Annotated in this window: 15 protein-coding genes and 1 pseudogene; 10 read left to right on the top strand and 6 right to left on the bottom strand. The window is 67.9% G+C overall.

The window, feature by feature from the left end:
• A pseudogene (locus tag FFS09_RS30630) lies at positions 1-95 on the bottom strand.
• A 167-nt stretch (positions 96-262) separates the two neighbouring features.
• Here FFS09_RS30630 and FFS09_RS12650 point away from each other — a divergent pair.
• Both FFS09_RS12650 and FFS09_RS12645 read left to right on the top strand, forming a co-directional pair.
• On the top strand, positions 263-1,084 hold the full coding sequence (locus tag FFS09_RS12650) for an ABC transporter substrate-binding protein (protein WP_137919240.1): 822 nt from the start codon (positions 263-265) through the stop codon (positions 1,082-1,084).
• 108 nt (positions 1,085-1,192) lie between these two features.
• A complete protein-coding gene (locus FFS09_RS12645) occupies positions 1,193-2,311 on the top strand; it encodes a substrate-binding domain-containing protein (protein WP_137919239.1) in 1,119 nt (372 codons plus the stop codon).
• A gap of 22 nt (positions 2,312-2,333) precedes the next feature.
• On the opposite strand, the gene mobA is transcribed toward FFS09_RS12645, so the two are convergent.
• From mobA to FFS09_RS12620, 5 genes are read right to left on the bottom strand one after another with little or no spacing between them, the layout of a single operon-like run.
• Positions 2,334-2,933, bottom strand: a complete 600-nt coding sequence (gene mobA, locus FFS09_RS12640) for a molybdenum cofactor guanylyltransferase MobA (protein ID WP_137919238.1) — start codon at positions 2,931-2,933, stop codon at positions 2,334-2,336.
• A 19-nt stretch (positions 2,934-2,952) separates the two neighbouring features.
• Positions 2,953-3,558 carry a TorD/DmsD family molecular chaperone gene (locus tag FFS09_RS12635; RefSeq protein WP_137919237.1) on the bottom strand — a complete coding sequence of 202 codons (606 nt, stop codon included), beginning with the start codon at positions 3,556-3,558 and terminating at the stop codon, positions 2,953-2,955.
• Complete coding sequence (locus FFS09_RS12630; RefSeq protein ID WP_137919236.1) at positions 3,555-5,729, bottom strand: 4Fe-4S binding protein; 2,175 nt, start codon at positions 5,727-5,729, stop codon at positions 3,555-3,557. Before FFS09_RS12630 ends, FFS09_RS12635 begins: the two co-directional genes overlap by 4 nt.
• Positions 5,635-6,264, bottom strand: coding sequence for a DUF3306 domain-containing protein (locus FFS09_RS12625; RefSeq protein ID WP_137919235.1), 630 nt, complete (start codon positions 6,262-6,264; stop codon positions 5,635-5,637). Before FFS09_RS12625 ends, FFS09_RS12630 begins: the two co-directional genes overlap by 95 nt.
• A gap of 5 nt (positions 6,265-6,269) precedes the next feature.
• The gene (locus FFS09_RS12620; RefSeq protein WP_252374345.1) at positions 6,270-6,734 is read right to left on the bottom strand and encodes a DUF3305 domain-containing protein; all 465 of its coding nucleotides are present in this window, start codon (positions 6,732-6,734) and stop codon (positions 6,270-6,272) included.
• 214 nt (positions 6,735-6,948) lie between these two features.
• Here FFS09_RS12620 and FFS09_RS12615 point away from each other — a divergent pair, with 214 nt between their 5' ends.
• The 8 genes from FFS09_RS12615 to FFS09_RS12580 are packed head-to-tail and all read left to right on the top strand — an operon-like array spanning position 6,949 to position 15,032.
• Complete coding sequence (locus tag FFS09_RS12615; RefSeq protein ID WP_137919234.1) at positions 6,949-7,170, top strand: formate dehydrogenase; 222 nt, start codon at positions 6,949-6,951, stop codon at positions 7,168-7,170.
• A 17-nt stretch (positions 7,171-7,187) separates the two neighbouring features.
• Entirely contained in the window at positions 7,188-10,166 is a 2,979-nt protein-coding gene (locus tag FFS09_RS12610; RefSeq protein WP_137919233.1) for a formate dehydrogenase subunit alpha, read from the top strand.
• Between the two features lie 12 nt (positions 10,167-10,178).
• Positions 10,179-10,772 carry a formate dehydrogenase FDH3 subunit beta gene (gene fdh3B / locus FFS09_RS12605; protein ID WP_137919232.1) on the top strand — a complete coding sequence of 198 codons (594 nt, stop codon included), beginning with the start codon at positions 10,179-10,181 and terminating at the stop codon, positions 10,770-10,772.
• Complete coding sequence (locus FFS09_RS12600; protein WP_137919231.1) at positions 10,772-11,011, top strand: hypothetical protein; 240 nt, start codon at positions 10,772-10,774, stop codon at positions 11,009-11,011. The genes fdh3B and FFS09_RS12600 overlap by 1 nt, the downstream gene beginning before the upstream one ends.
• A gap of 29 nt (positions 11,012-11,040) precedes the next feature.
• Positions 11,041-12,180: a formate dehydrogenase subunit gamma gene (locus FFS09_RS12595; RefSeq protein ID WP_137919230.1), complete on the top strand. Its 1,140-nt coding sequence runs from the start codon at positions 11,041-11,043 to the stop codon at positions 12,178-12,180.
• Between the two features lie 33 nt (positions 12,181-12,213).
• Positions 12,214-12,579, top strand: coding sequence for a hypothetical protein (locus FFS09_RS12590; RefSeq protein ID WP_137919229.1), 366 nt, complete (start codon positions 12,214-12,216; stop codon positions 12,577-12,579).
• 53 nt (positions 12,580-12,632) lie between these two features.
• Complete coding sequence (locus FFS09_RS12585) at positions 12,633-13,499, top strand: formate dehydrogenase accessory sulfurtransferase FdhD (protein ID WP_502703729.1); 867 nt, start codon at positions 12,633-12,635, stop codon at positions 13,497-13,499.
• Positions 13,500-13,544: 45 nt separating this feature from the next.
• On the top strand, positions 13,545-15,032 hold the full coding sequence (locus FFS09_RS12580; RefSeq protein ID WP_137919227.1) for an ABC transporter permease: 1,488 nt from the start codon (positions 13,545-13,547) through the stop codon (positions 15,030-15,032).
• Positions 15,033-15,037 lie beyond the last annotated feature (5 nt).

Below are 15,037 nucleotides of genomic sequence, written 5' to 3'. Positions count from 1 at the left end.
TGGTGCCGAAAACGCGACTGGAACGCGCGCCCGTGCAGGCGTTCATCGCCTTGCTGCGCTCCGACGCCGCGCGCAACGCCTTGCGCGATCTCGGCTTTCGCGTCGATACCGAAGCGACCGACACCGACGCTTGAGAACGGCATGGCCGGGTGCATCGCGCTCGGGTTCGCTCGCAACCTATGCTCGGGCGTTCATATAGCCCGAGGGAGATGGCACTGCCAGAATGGGCGCGCCCTCCAACAACTCAAATCCCCACACGCCCATGACCTCGCGCAGAAGTTTCACGCTCCTCGTCCTTGTCGCTGCGACGCTGCTGGCACCCCTTGTCCAGGCACAAGAAAAATTCATCGTGCTGGCCTCGACCACCTCCACCGAGCAATCCGGTTTGTTCAAGCATCTGCTGCCCGAGTTCACCAAGGCCTCGGGCATCGAGGTGCGCGTGGTGGCCGTGGGCACGGGCCAGGCGCTGGACATGGCGCGCCGCGGCGATGCCGACGCGCTCTTCGTGCACGACCAGCCCGCCGAGGAAAAGTTTGTCGCCGAGGGCTTCGGCCTCGAACGCCGACCCGTGATGTACAACGACTTCGTGCTCATTGGCCCCAAGGCCGACCCCGCTGGCGTGCGCGGCAACAACATTGCAAGCGCGCTCAAGCGCCTGGGCGAGACGGGCGCGGCGTTCATCTCGCGCGGCGACAAGAGCGGCACCCACTCGGCCGAGTTGCGCCAATGGAAGGAGGCGGGCATCGACGTGGCCACCGCCAAGCCCACGGGCTACAAGGAATGCGGTTGCGGCATGGGGCCGGCGCTCAACATCGCAGCGTCCACCCATGCCTATGTGCTCTCCGACCGTGGCACCTGGCTCAACTTCAAGAACCGCGCCGACCTGGGCATCGTCGTCGAAGGCGACAGGAATCTGTTCAACCAGTACGGCGTGATCGTGGTGAACCCGGCCAGGCACCCGCACGTGAAGAAGGCCTTCGCACAGACCTTCTCCGACTGGGTGGTGTCGCCGGCCGGCCAGGCCGCCATCGCGGCCTACAAGATCGGCGGCGAGCAGCTGTTCTTCCCGAACGCGAAGCTGTGAACGGCCAGCCCCTCCAGCGGCCCTGCGCACCGCAGAGGTGATCGGTAGCGGCCGATATGATCGGCACGACACCCCCGGGGCCCAGCGCCTCGCTCTCCGCACCGACCTATGCCCAGTGCTTCGCGCGGCATCCATCTGCGCTACACCTTCGAAACCGCCGGCGCCGCCGACCAGCAGGGTGCGCAGATCGAGAACCCGCTTTTCGACCTGCTCTTCGCGTTGCAGGCACACGGCTCCATCAGCGCGGCGGCGCGGGCGCAGAACAGCTCCTACCGCCACGCCTGGGGATCGCTCAAGCACTGGGAAGAAGTGCTGGGCGAACCGCTGGTGCATTGGGGCCAAGGCCGCCATGCGCGGCTGACACCGTTTGCCCAACGCCTCATGTGGGCCGAGCGCCAGGCGCGCGTGCGCATGACCCCGCACGTGGAAGCGCTGCGCGCGGAACTCGCGCGCGTGTTTGCGCTGGCCGACGACGCGTCGCTGCAGGTGCTGGACATCTTCGCCAGCCACGACCTGGGCCTGCCGCAACTGCAGACGCTGGCCGAGGAACGCGACGGCCTGCACATCGGTCTGCGTTTCGCGGGCAGCCAGGAGGCCCTGCGCGCGCTCAACGACGGCCGCTGCCGCGTCGCCGGCTTCCATGTGGCGCGCGCTGCTGCGGCGGACAGCGTCATGGCCACGGCGCTGCGGCCGCTGCTGCAGCCGGGCCAGCACAAGCTCATCGGCAGCCACTGGCGGCGCCAGGGCTGGATCTGGCGGCCTGGCGATACGCGGCCTGAAGACATCCTGGCCCTGCGCACAGGCCGCTGGCGCTTCGTCTCGCGCCAACCCGCTTCGGGCACGCGGCTGCTCACGGACCACCTGCTCGCGCAAGCGGGCCTGCGCCCCGAACAGGTGCCCGGCTACACCACCCGCACCGAAGACACCCACGTGGCCGTGGCCGCGGCGATCGCGTCGGGCGCGGCCGACGTGGGCATCGGCATCGAGGCCGCGGCCGCCGAGGCGGGCCTGGCGTTCTCGCCGCTGGTGGACGAAAACTACTACCTGCTGTGCCTGAAGGAAGACCTGGAGACGCCGCCGTTGCGCAAGCTGCGCGAGCGCCTGGCTTCACCGGCCTGGGCACAGGCTTTGAGCCGGCTGCCCGGTTACGGCGTGCACCGACCGGGCGAGGTGCTGTCGCTCACGCAGGCCTTGCCCTGGTGGCGCTACAAGAAGCCCAAGCGCTAAGAGCCGTTGCTCCGCGGCGGCATCAGCGCTGCAACTGGCCCAGTTCGCCCAGGGTGTTGGCATTGAAGAAGGCGGCGCCATCCTCGAAGGGCACCTCGACCGTGCGGTGCCGCGCGGTCCAGCGGTCGAATTTGCGCTCACCTTCGTGCAGGTACGCCACCAGGCTTTCCATGAGATCGGTGCGCAGCAGGCAGAACACCGGTTGCGCGCGCAACCGCCCCTCTTCGGGCGCGGCGGCCATGGCGATCTCGGCGTCCTGCGCGGCCGCCGCAACGGCCAGGCGTTCGACGACATCGGTCGGGAAGTTGGGCGTGTCGCAGGGCACGGTCACCAGCCAGCCCGTCTGCGCGTGCTCCAGCCCGGTCAGCAGCCCGGCCAGCGGGCCCGCATAACCGTCGATGGAATCGGGCCACACAGGCGCCCCCATGGCCTCGTAGGCCGAGAGGTTGCGGTTGGCGCTGATCATGGTCGCGCCCACCTGCGGCTGCAGACGCAGCAGGGCGTGCAGGGCCAACGGCATGCCGCGGTGGTTCTGCAGCCCCTTGTCGACCCCGCCCATGCGGCTGCCGCGGCCGCCGGCCAGCACCAGGCCCGTGATGTCGTCGCGCGAAATCGGGTTCATGCGTTGATTCTCGGTGTGCTCAGGTTTCGAGCAGGTCGAAGGCCTGTGTCTCGACTTGCACGAAGGCCCATGTCATCGCCGCCACGGCGCTCCAGAGCCGGGCCGCGGGCTGCGCCTGCACCGCCTGGCAGAGGGCTTCGATCCAGGGCTGTACATGGGTACGGAAGAAGCGCCGCTGCTGCTCGAGGTTGCTCACGGCCGCATCCTCGCCCGCAATCAGGTAACGCATCACCTCGAAGAGGTAGGCCACGTGGTCTTCGGTTTCCAGCAGTGCCGCATCGCGCGTCAGGCCCAGTTGAGCGAGGTCGGTGCGCAACAGCGCCAGCGGCTTTTCGTTGACGAAGCCCGCCAGGAAGAAGGAACCATAGGGAAAGACCTCGGGCTTGCCCACGCCCTGAAACAGCGCGATGAATTCGGCGCTGGCCGTTGCCACCGTGGTGGCGCGCATCTGCTCCACCAGTGCCTGCCAGGGCGCTTCGAGCAAGCCGCCGGCCTGCGGGGCCACGGTCACCGCCACACGGAACTGCTGCAGCAGTGGCTCGTCGGGCGGCGCCAGCCACAGGCGCGCGAGCAGGCCATAGAGTTCGGCGCGGGCGATTTCTTCGCTGAAAGGTTCGTTCTTCACAGGTCGGTGATGCGTTGTTCGTGGGTATTGGAATACATGTCGATGACGCGGCAATCGCTGCACATCTTCAGCCGTTCGGCCGCGGCACCCTGGAAGGCGGCGTGGCCGGCGAGCCGGGTGATCATCGTCTCGATCGCGCGCAGCGTGCCGAAGGGCTTGGCGCAACGCACGCAATGGAAGGGCTGCGCCTCGTGCAGCACGCGCGAACGCGTGCGCTCGCGGCCACCATCGGCCAGCAACAGCCGCGGTTCCAGCCGGATCGCATCCTCGGGACAGGTGCTCTGGCACAGCCCGCACTGCACGCAGTTCTTCTCGATGAACTTCAACTGCGGTTGATCGGGGTTGTCGGCCAGCGCGCGGGACGGGCAAGCACCCACGCAGGCCAGGCACAGCGTGCACTTGGCGCTGTCGACCAGGACGTTGCCATACGGTGCACCTGCCGCTGGCAACACGATGACGTCTGGCGGAGGGGCCGCATCGGGCAAACAATCGATCAGATGGCCCAGCACGAGTTCCAGCGTGCCGCGTTTGTCGGGCTGGATCGCGAAGCCCGCGGGCCGGGCCACGCCCTGCGCAGGCGCCGCGCGCAACGCCGCATCGAGCGAGGCCACATCGCCCCGGGCATCGATGAGCCGGAAATGCTCGCCCGCATAACCCAGGCCGTGCAGGATGGCCTGCGCCAGCGCCATCTGATCGGCCAGCGCCTGCCGATACGCGGGCGCTTCGGACTCGCCCACCAACACCCAGACCTGGTTGGCGCCCTGGGCAAAGGCGCTCAGCCAGACATCCAGCCCGACACTGGCGCTGTGCCACAGGGCCATGGGCAACACGCGCGCGGGCATGCCCTGTGCGCGGTGCGTGCTGGCGACGCGGCCCAGCGCGTTGATGAGGGACGTGCCTTCCTCCTGGCTGTGCAGCAGCAGCACGGCGTCACGACCACCAGCGACCGCATAGGTCTTGAGCAGCGTGCGCACGCGGTGGCCCAGGTCGACCGGGCCGGGGTAGCCGTAGCTGATGGCACCCGTGGGGCACACGGTGCTGCAAGCACCACAGCCCACGCACAGATGGGGTTCGACCACGATGCCCGCCGTGAGCGGCGCGGCACTGCCACCTTTGCGTCCCACGGTCTTGCCCTTGAGCGAGGCGTCGGAGCGGATGGCCTGCGCCGAACACACGTCAATGCAGGCGGTGCAGCCGATCTGCTCGTTGCGGCTGTGCGCGCACACGCGCTGCTCATAGCGGAAGAATTTGGGTTTCTCGAACTCGCCCACCATCTCGCGCAGCGCGAACACGGCGGGCATGAGCTGCGTCTCACTGCCCACGTGAAAGTAGCCCTGCGGCGGCTGGTGCATGGCGAAGGCGGGCGTCGCGCCCAGATCCAGCACGAGGTCGAAGCGGCCTTCGGAGATGCGCGGGCCGCGGTTGAAGTCGATCGCGCCGGCCGCGTCGCAAGCCGCGACGCAATCGCGGTGCGCCTTGCAGCGCGCGAGGTCGACCTGGTAGCCGAAATCGATGGCGCCCTCGGGGCAGACCTCGATGCAGGCGTTGCAGCGCGTGCACAGATCCAGGTCGATCGGGTTGGCGTCTTCCCAGCGCGCCGCGAAGGCGCCCAGCCAGCCGGTGAGTTGCGTGAGCCGACCACGCTGGACCGCGAACTCGTGCGCCTGCTGCAAGTCGCCGCCATCGACGAGCAAGCTCAGTTCCAGCTTGTCGGCCAGCAGCGCCGCGGCGGCCTCGGCGCGTGCGGCCGGACCCAGGATGAGGCAGTGGCCGGCCGAGCGGTAGCTCACCGTCCCCACCGGCTCGGGGGATGGCAACTGGGCCGCGGCGATCAGCGCGGCCAGCTTGGGCGTGGCCGCCGCGCCTTCGCGGGACCAGCCACCGGTTTCGCGCAGGTTGACGAAACGGATGGGCCGCTCGGTCAGCGCGGGCGCGCCTTCGGTGTGCTCGGCCAGCGCCTGGAACAGGCGGCTTTCCTGCGTGCAGGCCACGAGCAGTTCCTCGCCCGATCTGGCGGCGCGCTGGAAGGCCGGCGCCTCGCGCCGGCACAGCACCGAATGGACGTCGCCGATGCCCTCAGCGCTGGCGCCCGGTGTCTTCGTCAGCGCCTGGCTCAGCGCCGGGCGGTCCAGCGTCATCGAGCGGTTGCAATCGCAGATCAGGGTCTTCATCGTGGGTCTTCATCTCGGCCGCATGCAGTGCGGCGGCGGTGGGCACGGCCGGTGCGTTGCCGGCCATGGGCGCCGAGGTCGGCGCGGGTTCCGGTTCGACCAGGCCCAGGTAGGCCGCCTGCGCCATCTGGCGCAGCATCGACGCGGGCAAGGGGTCGGGTGTGTTGTAGTCGTCGATGTAGGTGTCGAGTCCGTCCATCACGTTGAAATGCGGGTCGGTGAACAGCTTCTTCAGCGCGGCATTGCGGACTTCGCCACTCACCTCGGGCGCGACGAACCGCGCATAGTCGGACTCGCGGGTGAGCATGGCCACGTCGGCCAGCGTGGGCGGCGGCGGGCCCTTCGAATCGGGCTGCCCGGCATCGCAGGACCCGGATGACAACGCGGCGCGCGCGCGTGCCGCTTCGCCGTGCGCCGGCGCTTCGTCCAACGGGCGCGTGGCCTCTGGTGGCGACACGTCCGGCAGCGGGTCGCCATGGCGCGCCTCCACCTTGCGCCGTGACCAGCGTGACAGGAAGCCCTGGTTCTCTTCCACGGCCGTCAGCGCCTGTCTTCCGGCGCCACGAAGGAGGCGGGGCGCTTGCGCTTCTTCGGCTCGGGCCGGTAGTTGGCATCGACGTAGTCCTGCAGCGCGTCGCGCACCGGGGCGTCGAGCGGGCAGTTGTCCACCCGTTCCTGGGCATCCAGCCACCGGCCCGCCTCGTTGTAGGAGAGGGTGACGATCTCTGGCCACGCCAGGGAGGGGTCCGCATGGTGGACACGCCACATCACAAACCAGACCGGGGACCCGGAGCTGAGGTTGAGGTAGTAGCCCTCGGCCTCGTCGCGGTGCAGGGACACCGGCAGATCCGGGAACAGCCACTGTGTGCAATGGCCATCGTCCCGCAGCACCCGCTGCTCACCACCGAACAGGCCGTCATCGAGGACCACCTCGGCGATGTTGAAGCGCCAGTCCTCCCAGCGGGTCGGTTGCCGCAGTCGGTCAATGCGCACCGCAACGCGCAAGGAAGGTGGGGAATCGCTCGAGAACACCGTGGGCAATCAGCGCGCGAAGGCGCACGTCGATGGGACTGTTCGATTCAGTATAGGCCTGCGATGGGCCCGTCGATAGATGGGTGCAATCCCTTAGTGGACTCAGAATTTGTTACGGCTTATGCTCGGACGGTCATATGGAGTTTCAGCGAAGCACCGGCATCCGAGCCGGAACGAGGTGAGCCAAATGCCAAAGCCAAACCCGTTGCGCGATCCGCGCCAACCCACGCTCTCACGCCGCACCGTTTTCGCGGGCGCCGGCGTCGCAGGGGCGGCGGCGGCGGTCGTCGCCGTGCTGCCCGGCGTGACGCAAAACCCTGAACCCGCCGCTGCTGCCACAGCACCGTCCGCCGAGGGTTATCGGCTGACGGAGCACATCCAGCGTTACTACAAGACCGCCAGGGTCTGAGCGCGAGGAGTCCCACCATGCTGCTCACGCGCAAAACACACACCACGTCAGCCGGGGCCGTGTCCTCTGGCCTGGTCACCAACCTCGCGCGCGGCCTCGCGCACGCCGTGCCCACCATCGACCGCCGCGCCTTCCTGCGCCGCTCGGGCCTGGGCGTCGGCGTGGGCATCGCCGCTTCGCAGTTGTCGTTGGTCAAGAAGGCCGAGGCGGCCGATCCGGTCAAGGCCGGCGATGGCTCGGGCAAGGTCGAGGTCAAGCGCACCGTGTGCGGCCACTGCTCGGTGGGCTGCGCGGTCGATGCCGTGGTGGAGAACGGTGTGTGGGTGCGCCAGGAACCGGTGTTCGATTCGCCGATCAACCTGGGCGCGCACTGCGCCAAGGGCGCGGCGCTGCGCGAGCACGGCCATGGCGAGTTCCGCCTCAAGTACCCGATGAAGCTCGTCAACGGCAAGTACGAGCGCATCAGCTGGGACCAGGCGCTGCAGGAAGTCACGGCCAAAATGCTGGAGTTGAAGAAGGCCAGCGGCCCCGACTCCGTCTTCGTGGTCGGCTCGTCCAAGCACAACAACGAGCAGTCCTACCTGCTGCGCAAGTGGCTCTCGCTCTGGGGCAGCAACAACACCGACCACCAGGCCCGCATCTGCCACAGCACCACCGTCGCCGGTGTCGCCAACACCTGGGGCTATGGGGCGATGACCAACTCCTACAACGACATGCAGAACAGCAAGTGCGCGTTGTACATCGGCTCCAACGCCGCCGAGGCGCACCCGGTGTCGATGCTGCACATGCTGCATGCCAAGGAGACCGGCTGCAAGATGATCGTGGTCGACCCCCGCTTCACGCGCACCGCGGCCAAGGCCGACGAGTACGTGCGCATCCGCTCGGGTACCGACATCGCCTTCCTCTTCGGGGTGCTCTACCAGGTGTTCAAGAACGGCTGGGAAGACAAGCAGTACATCGAGAACCGCGTCTACGGCATGGACAAGGTGCGCGAGGACGTGCTGGCCAAGTGGACGCCCGACAAGGTGCAGGAAGTCTGCGGCGTCGACGAGGCGACCACGCTCAAGGTCGCCCGGATGATGGCCGAGAACCGGCCCAGCACGCTGGTGTGGTGCATGGGCCAGACCCAGCACACCATCGGCAACGCCATGGTGCGCGCCTCCTGCATCCTGCAGCTGGCGCTGGGCAACATCGGCAAGTCCGGCGGCGGCGCCAACATCTTCCGCGGTCACGACAACGTGCAGGGCGCAACCGACGTCGGCCCCAACCCGGACTCCCTGCCCGGCTACTACGGCCTGGCCGAGGGCTCGTTCAAGCACTTCGCGGCCACCTGGGGCGTCGACTTCGAGTGGATCAAGCAGCAGTACGCGCCCGGCATGATGACCAAGCCGGGCATGACGGTGTCCCGCTGGATCGATGGCGTGCTCGAGAAGAACGAGTTGCTCGATCAGGACAGCAACCTGCGCGCCCTGTTCTTCTGGGGCCATGCGCCGAACTCGCAGACGCGCGGTCTGGAAATGAAGACCGCGCTGGACAAGCTGGACCTGCTGGTGGTGATCGACCCATTCCCCAGCGCCACCGCGGCCATGGCCGCCATGCCCGGCAAAGAGGGCGACCTCAATCCCAATCGCGCGGTCTACCTGCTGCCGGCCTGCACGCAGTTCGAGACCAGCGGCTCGTGCACGGCGTCCAACCGGTCGCTGCAATGGCGCGAGAAGGTCATCGACCCGCTGTGGGAAAGCCGCAGCGACCACATGATCATGTACCAGCTGGCCGAGAAGCTGGGCTTCGGCAAGGAGCTGGTCAAGAACTACAAGATGCAGAAGATCAAGGGCCTGGACGAACCCGTGCCCGAGGACATCCTGCGCGAAATCAACAAATGCGTCTGGACCATCGGCTACACCGGCCAGAGCCCGGAGCGGCTGAAGGCGCACATGCGCAACATGAACGTCTTCGACGTGAAGACACTGCGCGCCAAGGGCGGCATCGACAAGGAAACCGGCTACTCGCTCGATGGCGACTTCTTCGGGCTCCCCTGGCCATGCTGGGGCACGCCGGAGTTGAAGCACCCGGGCACGGCCAACCTGTACGACACCAGCCAGCACGTGATGGACGGCGGGGGCAACTTCCGCGCCAACTTCGGCGTGGAACGCGAGGGCGTCCCGCTGCTGGCCGCCGACGGCTCGCACAGCAAGGGCGCGGACCTGACCACGGGCTACCCCGAATTCGACCACCTGCTGCTCAAGAAGCTGGGATGGTGGAACGAGCTCACGGAAGCCGAACAGAAGGCCGCCGAGGGCAAGAACTGGAAGACCGACCCCACGGGCGCCATCATCCGCGTGACCATGAAGAACCACGGTTGCCACCCCTTTGGCAACGCCAAGGCCCGCGCGGTGGTCTGGAACTTCCCCGACCCGATCCCGCAGCACCGCGAGCCTCTTTACAGCACGCGCCCCGACCTCATCGACAAGTACCCGACGCACGACGACAAGAAGGCCTTCTGGCGCATGCCCACCCTCTACAAGTCCGTGCAGGACAAGAACAGGGACATCGTCAAGACCTTCCCGTTGATCATGACCTCGGGCCGTCTGGTCGAGTACGAAGGCGGTGGCGAGGAAACGCGCTCCAACCCCTGGCTGGCCGAGCTGCAGCAGGAGATGTTCGTGGAGATCAACCCGCGCGCGGCCAACGACCGCGGCATCCGCGACGGCGACCAGGTGTGGGTCAAGACCCCACCCATGGCGGCCCTGCCCGACTTCAAGGGATTGAAGGTGCGCGCGCAGGTCACCGAGCGCGTGGACGCAAGCACCGTGTTCCTGCCCTTCCACTTCTCCGGGCGCTGGGGCGGCATGGACCTGGCCAAGTACTACCCCGAGGGCGCGATGCCGGTGGTGCGTGGCGAAGCCGTGAACACCGCGACCACCTACGGCTACGACAGCGTCACGATGATGCAGGAAACCAAGACCACCGTGTGCCAGATCGAGAAGGCCACCTAAAGGAGTCCGACCATGGCACGAATGAAGTTCATCTGCGATGCCGAGCGCTGCATCGAGTGCAACGGTTGTGTCACAGCCTGCAAGGCTGAGAACGACGTTCCCTGGGGCGTGAACCGCCGCCGCGTGGTCACCCTGGGCGATGGCCAGCCGGGCGAAAAAAGCATCTCGGTCGCCTGCATGCATTGCAGCGATGCGCCCTGCATGGCGGTGTGCCCGGTCGACTGCTTCTACCGCACCGACGAAGGCGTGGTGCTGCACAACAAGGACACGTGCATCGGCTGTGGCTATTGCAGCTACGCCTGCCCCTTCGGTGCGCCGCAGTTCCCGAGCAACGGCACGTTCGGGTTGCGCGGCAAGATGGACAAGTGCACCTTCTGCGCGGGCGGGCCCGAGGACAACGGCAGTGCCGCCGAGAACGAGAAGTACGGGCGCAACCGCCTGGCCGAAGGCAAGCTGCCCGCGTGTGCCGAAATGTGCTCCACCAAGGCCTTGCTGGGCGGCGATGGTGACGTCGTGGCCGACATCTTCCGCACCCGCGTTCTGCACCGCGGCAAGGGCAGCGAGGTGTGGGGTTGGGGCACGGCCTACGGAAAGCCGAGCAAGTGATGTGCCGCAAACCCATCGCCCGAACGGTGTTCTTCGCCGCAACGCTCGCGCTGTTGCTCGGCGCCTGCGGCGAGAAGCCGCAGACCGCCAGCGCGCGCACGAGCGATGCCCAGGCCTGGAATGGCGCTAAACCGGCCTTTGACGCCCCGGGCTGGAAACCGGGCGACAAGGCCAGCTGGGAAGAGCAGGTCAAGCAACGCAACCGCCATCAGGACGAGTACGCGCGCATCGCGCCGTGACCCGACGACATTCCGCGGAGGCCTCCACGATGAACAAGCTGTTGTCCCGTTGGCTGGTGACCGTGCTGTTGAGCACCGCGGGTGTATGCGCGCAGGCGCAGACGACCGCACCCGCGGAGGCGACAAAGGGGCCGCCGGCAGGCTTCGTGGCGCCCGCGGAACCCCAGGCCGATGAAAACAACGCGGCCCGCGCGCGGTCGCAGCCCGGCAACAACGCGCCCTTCTGGCGTGGCGTGCGCCAGTCGGGTGAAACCGCGGGCGTGACCAATCTTCCGGGTGTGGAAAAGGGCGTTCTGATCCAGCGCTTCGTCACCTACCCGGGCTCCGACCACACCAACGCGGGCGAGGCCTGGCGGCAGGTGCGCAACCGCGTGATCATTCCCTACGGGGGCTCGCTGATGCTGATCGTGCTGGTCGCGATCGCTCTCTTCTACGTCCGCCGCGGCGCCATCGGGCACAAGCATCCGGAGGGCGGCCGGCGCATCGAGCGCTTCACGCCGTTCGAGCGTGCCGCACACTGGCTCAACGCCATTGCCTTCGTGCTGCTGGCGCTCTCCGGCGTGGTCATGGCGTTCGGCAAATTCTTCCTGCTGCCGGTGCTGGGCGGCACGATCTTCGGTGCGCTCACCTACGGCCTGAAGACGCTGCACAACTTCGTCGGCCCTTTGTTCGTCGTGTCGCTGCTGGTCATCATCTTCACCTTCATCAAGGACAACCTGCCGCGCAAGGAGGACTGGACCTGGATCAAGAAAGGCGGCGGCATGCTCTCGGGCGAAGAGGTCCCCTCGCACCGCTTCAACGCGGGCGAGAAAGCCATCTTCTGGGGAGGCGTCCTGGTGCTCGGCCTGACCGTCATCGCCTCGGGCCTGGTGCTCGACCAGCTGATACCGAACATCGCGTACACGCGCGGCACGATGCAGGTGGCCCACATGTTCCATGCCATCGGCGCCGTGCTGATGGTCTGCGCTTTCTTTGGCCATATCTACCTGGGCACCATCGGCATGCGCGGCGCCTACCGCGCCATGCGCACCGGTTATGTCAGCGAGGGCTGGGCCAGGGAACACCACGCCTTGTGGTACGAGGACATCCAGGCCGGCAAGATCCCCGCGCAGCGCTCGGACGCATCGGCGCCCGAGAAGCAGATGCCGCCGCGGCCCCGCGGAGCCTGAGCCCCGCCCGCAGGCCAACCACGGAGATCCAGCATGAGAACCCAGATCGCCTTGTCGTTCCTTGCCCTCGTCGCGGGCAGTGCCATGGCCAAGCTGCCCCCACTGTCGGACGAGGCCAAGGCCAAAGCCGCCGAAACCGCCGCCAGAACCGCCTGGACCGACAAGGCCGCGGCCTACAAGCTGTGCCAGTCGATGGACCGGGTGGCCGCCACGTATCTTGAGCGCACCCGGGCCGCCGGCAAGCCGGTTCAACCCGTGGCGACGCCACCCTGCACCGACCCGGGGCCGTTCAGCTACGCCCCCAAACCCATTGAAGCGGCGGGCGCGCATTCACCGCCAGAGACCGCGTCCTCACCGCCCAGCACCACCAAACCGGCGGCAGCGGGACCCAAGCCCTGACCACCTCGGCCCCCGACCCGGACGACGTCCTCGGCTTCGAGGCGGACGCCTTCCTGCATGCCCCGCTGCCGGGTGCGCCGCGCCTGTCGCGGGCCAGCGTCCCGCTGCTGCGCAACATCGAGATCCTCGACGCCAGCGGTGAGCGCCGCCGCATCCAGATTCCCGACGAGCGCCCGTTGACCGTGTTCGTCGACAAGCGCGAACTGGTGACCTTGATGACGCTGGGCGCGCGGCCCGAGCTGCTGGTGCTGGGCTACCTGCTCAACCAGCGGCTGATCGATCGACTGGAGGACGTCGCGGCCATCAACGTGGACTGGGACGTGGCCGCCGCCGCGGTCACGACGCGCGCGGGCATTGCCGATCTGCAGGCGCGCACCGCGCACCGGGTCGTCACCACCGGCTGCGGCCAGGGCACCGTTTTCGGCGATGCCATGGATGCCCTGGACCACATCCAGTTGCCCGACGCACACGCCGCGCGCATCACGCAGGCGCAGCTTCAGGATCTGCTGCTCAGCATGCGCCAACGGGATTCGGTGCACCGCCGCGCCGGCTCGGTGCACGGCTGCGCGCTCTTCCAGGGCACGCGCATGCTGGTCGCCGTCGAAGACGTGGGGCGCCACAACGCCATCGACACCATCGCCGGCTGGATGCTGATGCATGGCGTGCGCGGCGCCGACAAGATCTTCTTCACCACCGGCCGGTTGACCAGCGAGATGGTGATCAAGGCGGCGCAGATGGGCATTCCCATCGTGGTGTCCCGCAATGGCGTCACCGCCATGGGCCATGAATTGGCCTCGCGCCTGGGCATGACCCTCTTCGGCCGCGCCGCCCACCGGCACTTCCTGTGCTACACCGGCTTCGAACGCTTCGACGCCGAACCCGCCATGGAAACCGCTTCTGTCGTCGACGCCCACGACTGAATTCCTCGGTCTTGTTCACCGACTGCGGTACAAAGCAGTCCATCCATGAACACCATGACCGACAGCTGGGGACTGGCCGCACGCCTCATCCTCGACGCAGACCCCGAACTCGTGCGCATCGCCTTGCTCTCGCTGCAGGTCAGCGCCACGGCCTGTGCGATCGGCGCGGTGATCGGCCTGTTGCTGGGCGCCTGGCTGGCCGTCGCACGTTTTCCGGGCCATTCGCTGCTGGTGTGGCTGGTCAATACCCTGCTGGCGCTGCCGGCCGTCGTGGTGGGCCTGTTCGTGTACCTGTTGCTGTCCCGGTCGGGGCCCTTGGGGGAACTCGGCATCCTGTTCACGCCATCGGCGATGGTGGTCGCCCAGAGCGTGCTGGTCACACCGTTGATAGCAGCCCTGTCGCGGCGGCTGGTGATCGCCGCCCTGGCCGATGGCGGCGATCAGCTTCGCTCGCTCGGTGCCCGGCCCTTGACGGTGTCGCTGCTGATGCTGGCGCACGACCGCATGGGCGTGGCCACCGTGGTGCTCACCGCCTTTGCCCGCGCGATCGCCGAGGTGGGTGCCGTGATGATCGTGGGCGGCAACATCGCCGGCGTCACCCGCGTGATGACCACCTCCATTGCGCTGGAAACCAGCAAGGGCGATCTCGCCCTGGCGCTCGCGCTGGGCATCGTGCTGCTCGCGGTGGTCGGCGTTGTCAACGGCGCGACCGGCCTGGTGCATTTCCTGAGCAGCCGCGCACGCCGCACCGCGCCAGATCCAAAGGCGCCCTCGGCGCCGCCCGAGCCTGTTGCGCCCGGTGCGCCTGCCGCTGCCGCACCGGATCCGCTGGTGGTCCTCGAGGACGCCACGGTGCGCCTCGGTTCGGTCACGGCGCTGCGCGGCGTCACACTGACCTTGCGGCGGCGAGATCGCCTCGTCGTCGTCGGCGCAAACGGGTCTGGCAAGACCACCTTGCTGCGGTTGCTGCACGGCCTGGTCCCTGGCACGGGGCGCTGCGAACAGCTTGCGTTGCGCCCGGAAGGACGATTGCCGCGCGTGGCGATGGTGTTTCAGCGCACGTTCCTGCTCAACCTTTCGGTGTGGCGCAACATGTGGATCGGCCTCTGGCTGGCCGGCGTCCCGGCGAACGAACGCCGCGAGCGGTGCCGCCATGCGTTGGCGCGCGTCGGCCTGCTCGGCCACATCCACCGGCCCGCGCGCATGCTGTCTGGCGGCGAGCAGCAGCGTCTGGGACTGGCGCGTGCATGGTCGCAGCAGCCCGACATCCTGCTGCTGGACGAACCGACGGCCAACCTGGACCCGAACGCCAAGAGCGAGATCGAAAGCCTCGTCGAAGAAGTCGCGGCCAGCGGTGTCACGGTCGTCATGAGCACGCACAACCTGGGCCAAGCCAAGCGCCTCGCCACGCGCGTGGTCTATCTGCAGGCGGGTCGGCTGGTCGTCGAGCGCCCGGTTGCGCACTTCTTTGATGGCGAGGCGTTGCCGGCGGAAGCGGCCAGGTTTCTGCAGGGTGAGTTGGGCTGGCGCTGAGGGTG

It is taken from the genome of Hydrogenophaga sp. 2FB (genome assembly GCF_005503365.1).
GTDB lineage: Bacteria > Pseudomonadota > Gammaproteobacteria > Burkholderiales > Burkholderiaceae_C > Hydrogenophaga.
This window is presented reverse-complemented; position numbering and strand designations above follow the sequence as displayed.

What these genes read in the sequence shown, in the direction of transcription:
- FFS09_RS12650 (WP_137919240.1), top strand. Translation starts at nt 263, where the DNA reads ATGACCTCGCGCAGAAGTTTCACGCTCCTCGTCCTTGTCGCTGCGACG.
- FFS09_RS12645 (WP_137919239.1), top strand. Translation starts at nt 1,193, where the DNA reads ATGCCCAGTGCTTCGCGCGGCATCCATCTGCGCTACACCTTCGAAACC.
- mobA (WP_137919238.1), bottom strand. Translation starts at nt 2,933, where the DNA reads ATGAACCCGATTTCGCGCGACGACATCACGGGCCTGGTGCTGGCCGGC.
- FFS09_RS12630 (WP_137919236.1), bottom strand. Translation starts at nt 5,729, where the DNA reads ATGAAGACCCTGATCTGCGATTGCAACCGCTCGATGACGCTGGACCGC.
- FFS09_RS12615 (WP_137919234.1), top strand. Translation starts at nt 6,949, where the DNA reads ATGCCAAAGCCAAACCCGTTGCGCGATCCGCGCCAACCCACGCTCTCA.
- FFS09_RS12610 (WP_137919233.1), top strand. Translation starts at nt 7,188, where the DNA reads ATGCTGCTCACGCGCAAAACACACACCACGTCAGCCGGGGCCGTGTCC.
- fdh3B (WP_137919232.1), top strand. Translation starts at nt 10,179, where the DNA reads ATGGCACGAATGAAGTTCATCTGCGATGCCGAGCGCTGCATCGAGTGC.
- FFS09_RS12600 (WP_137919231.1), top strand. Translation starts at nt 10,772, where the DNA reads ATGTGCCGCAAACCCATCGCCCGAACGGTGTTCTTCGCCGCAACGCTC.
- FFS09_RS12595 (WP_137919230.1), top strand. Translation starts at nt 11,041, where the DNA reads ATGAACAAGCTGTTGTCCCGTTGGCTGGTGACCGTGCTGTTGAGCACC.
- FFS09_RS12590 (WP_137919229.1), top strand. Translation starts at nt 12,214, where the DNA reads ATGAGAACCCAGATCGCCTTGTCGTTCCTTGCCCTCGTCGCGGGCAGT.
- FFS09_RS12580 (WP_137919227.1), top strand. Translation starts at nt 13,545, where the DNA reads ATGAACACCATGACCGACAGCTGGGGACTGGCCGCACGCCTCATCCTC.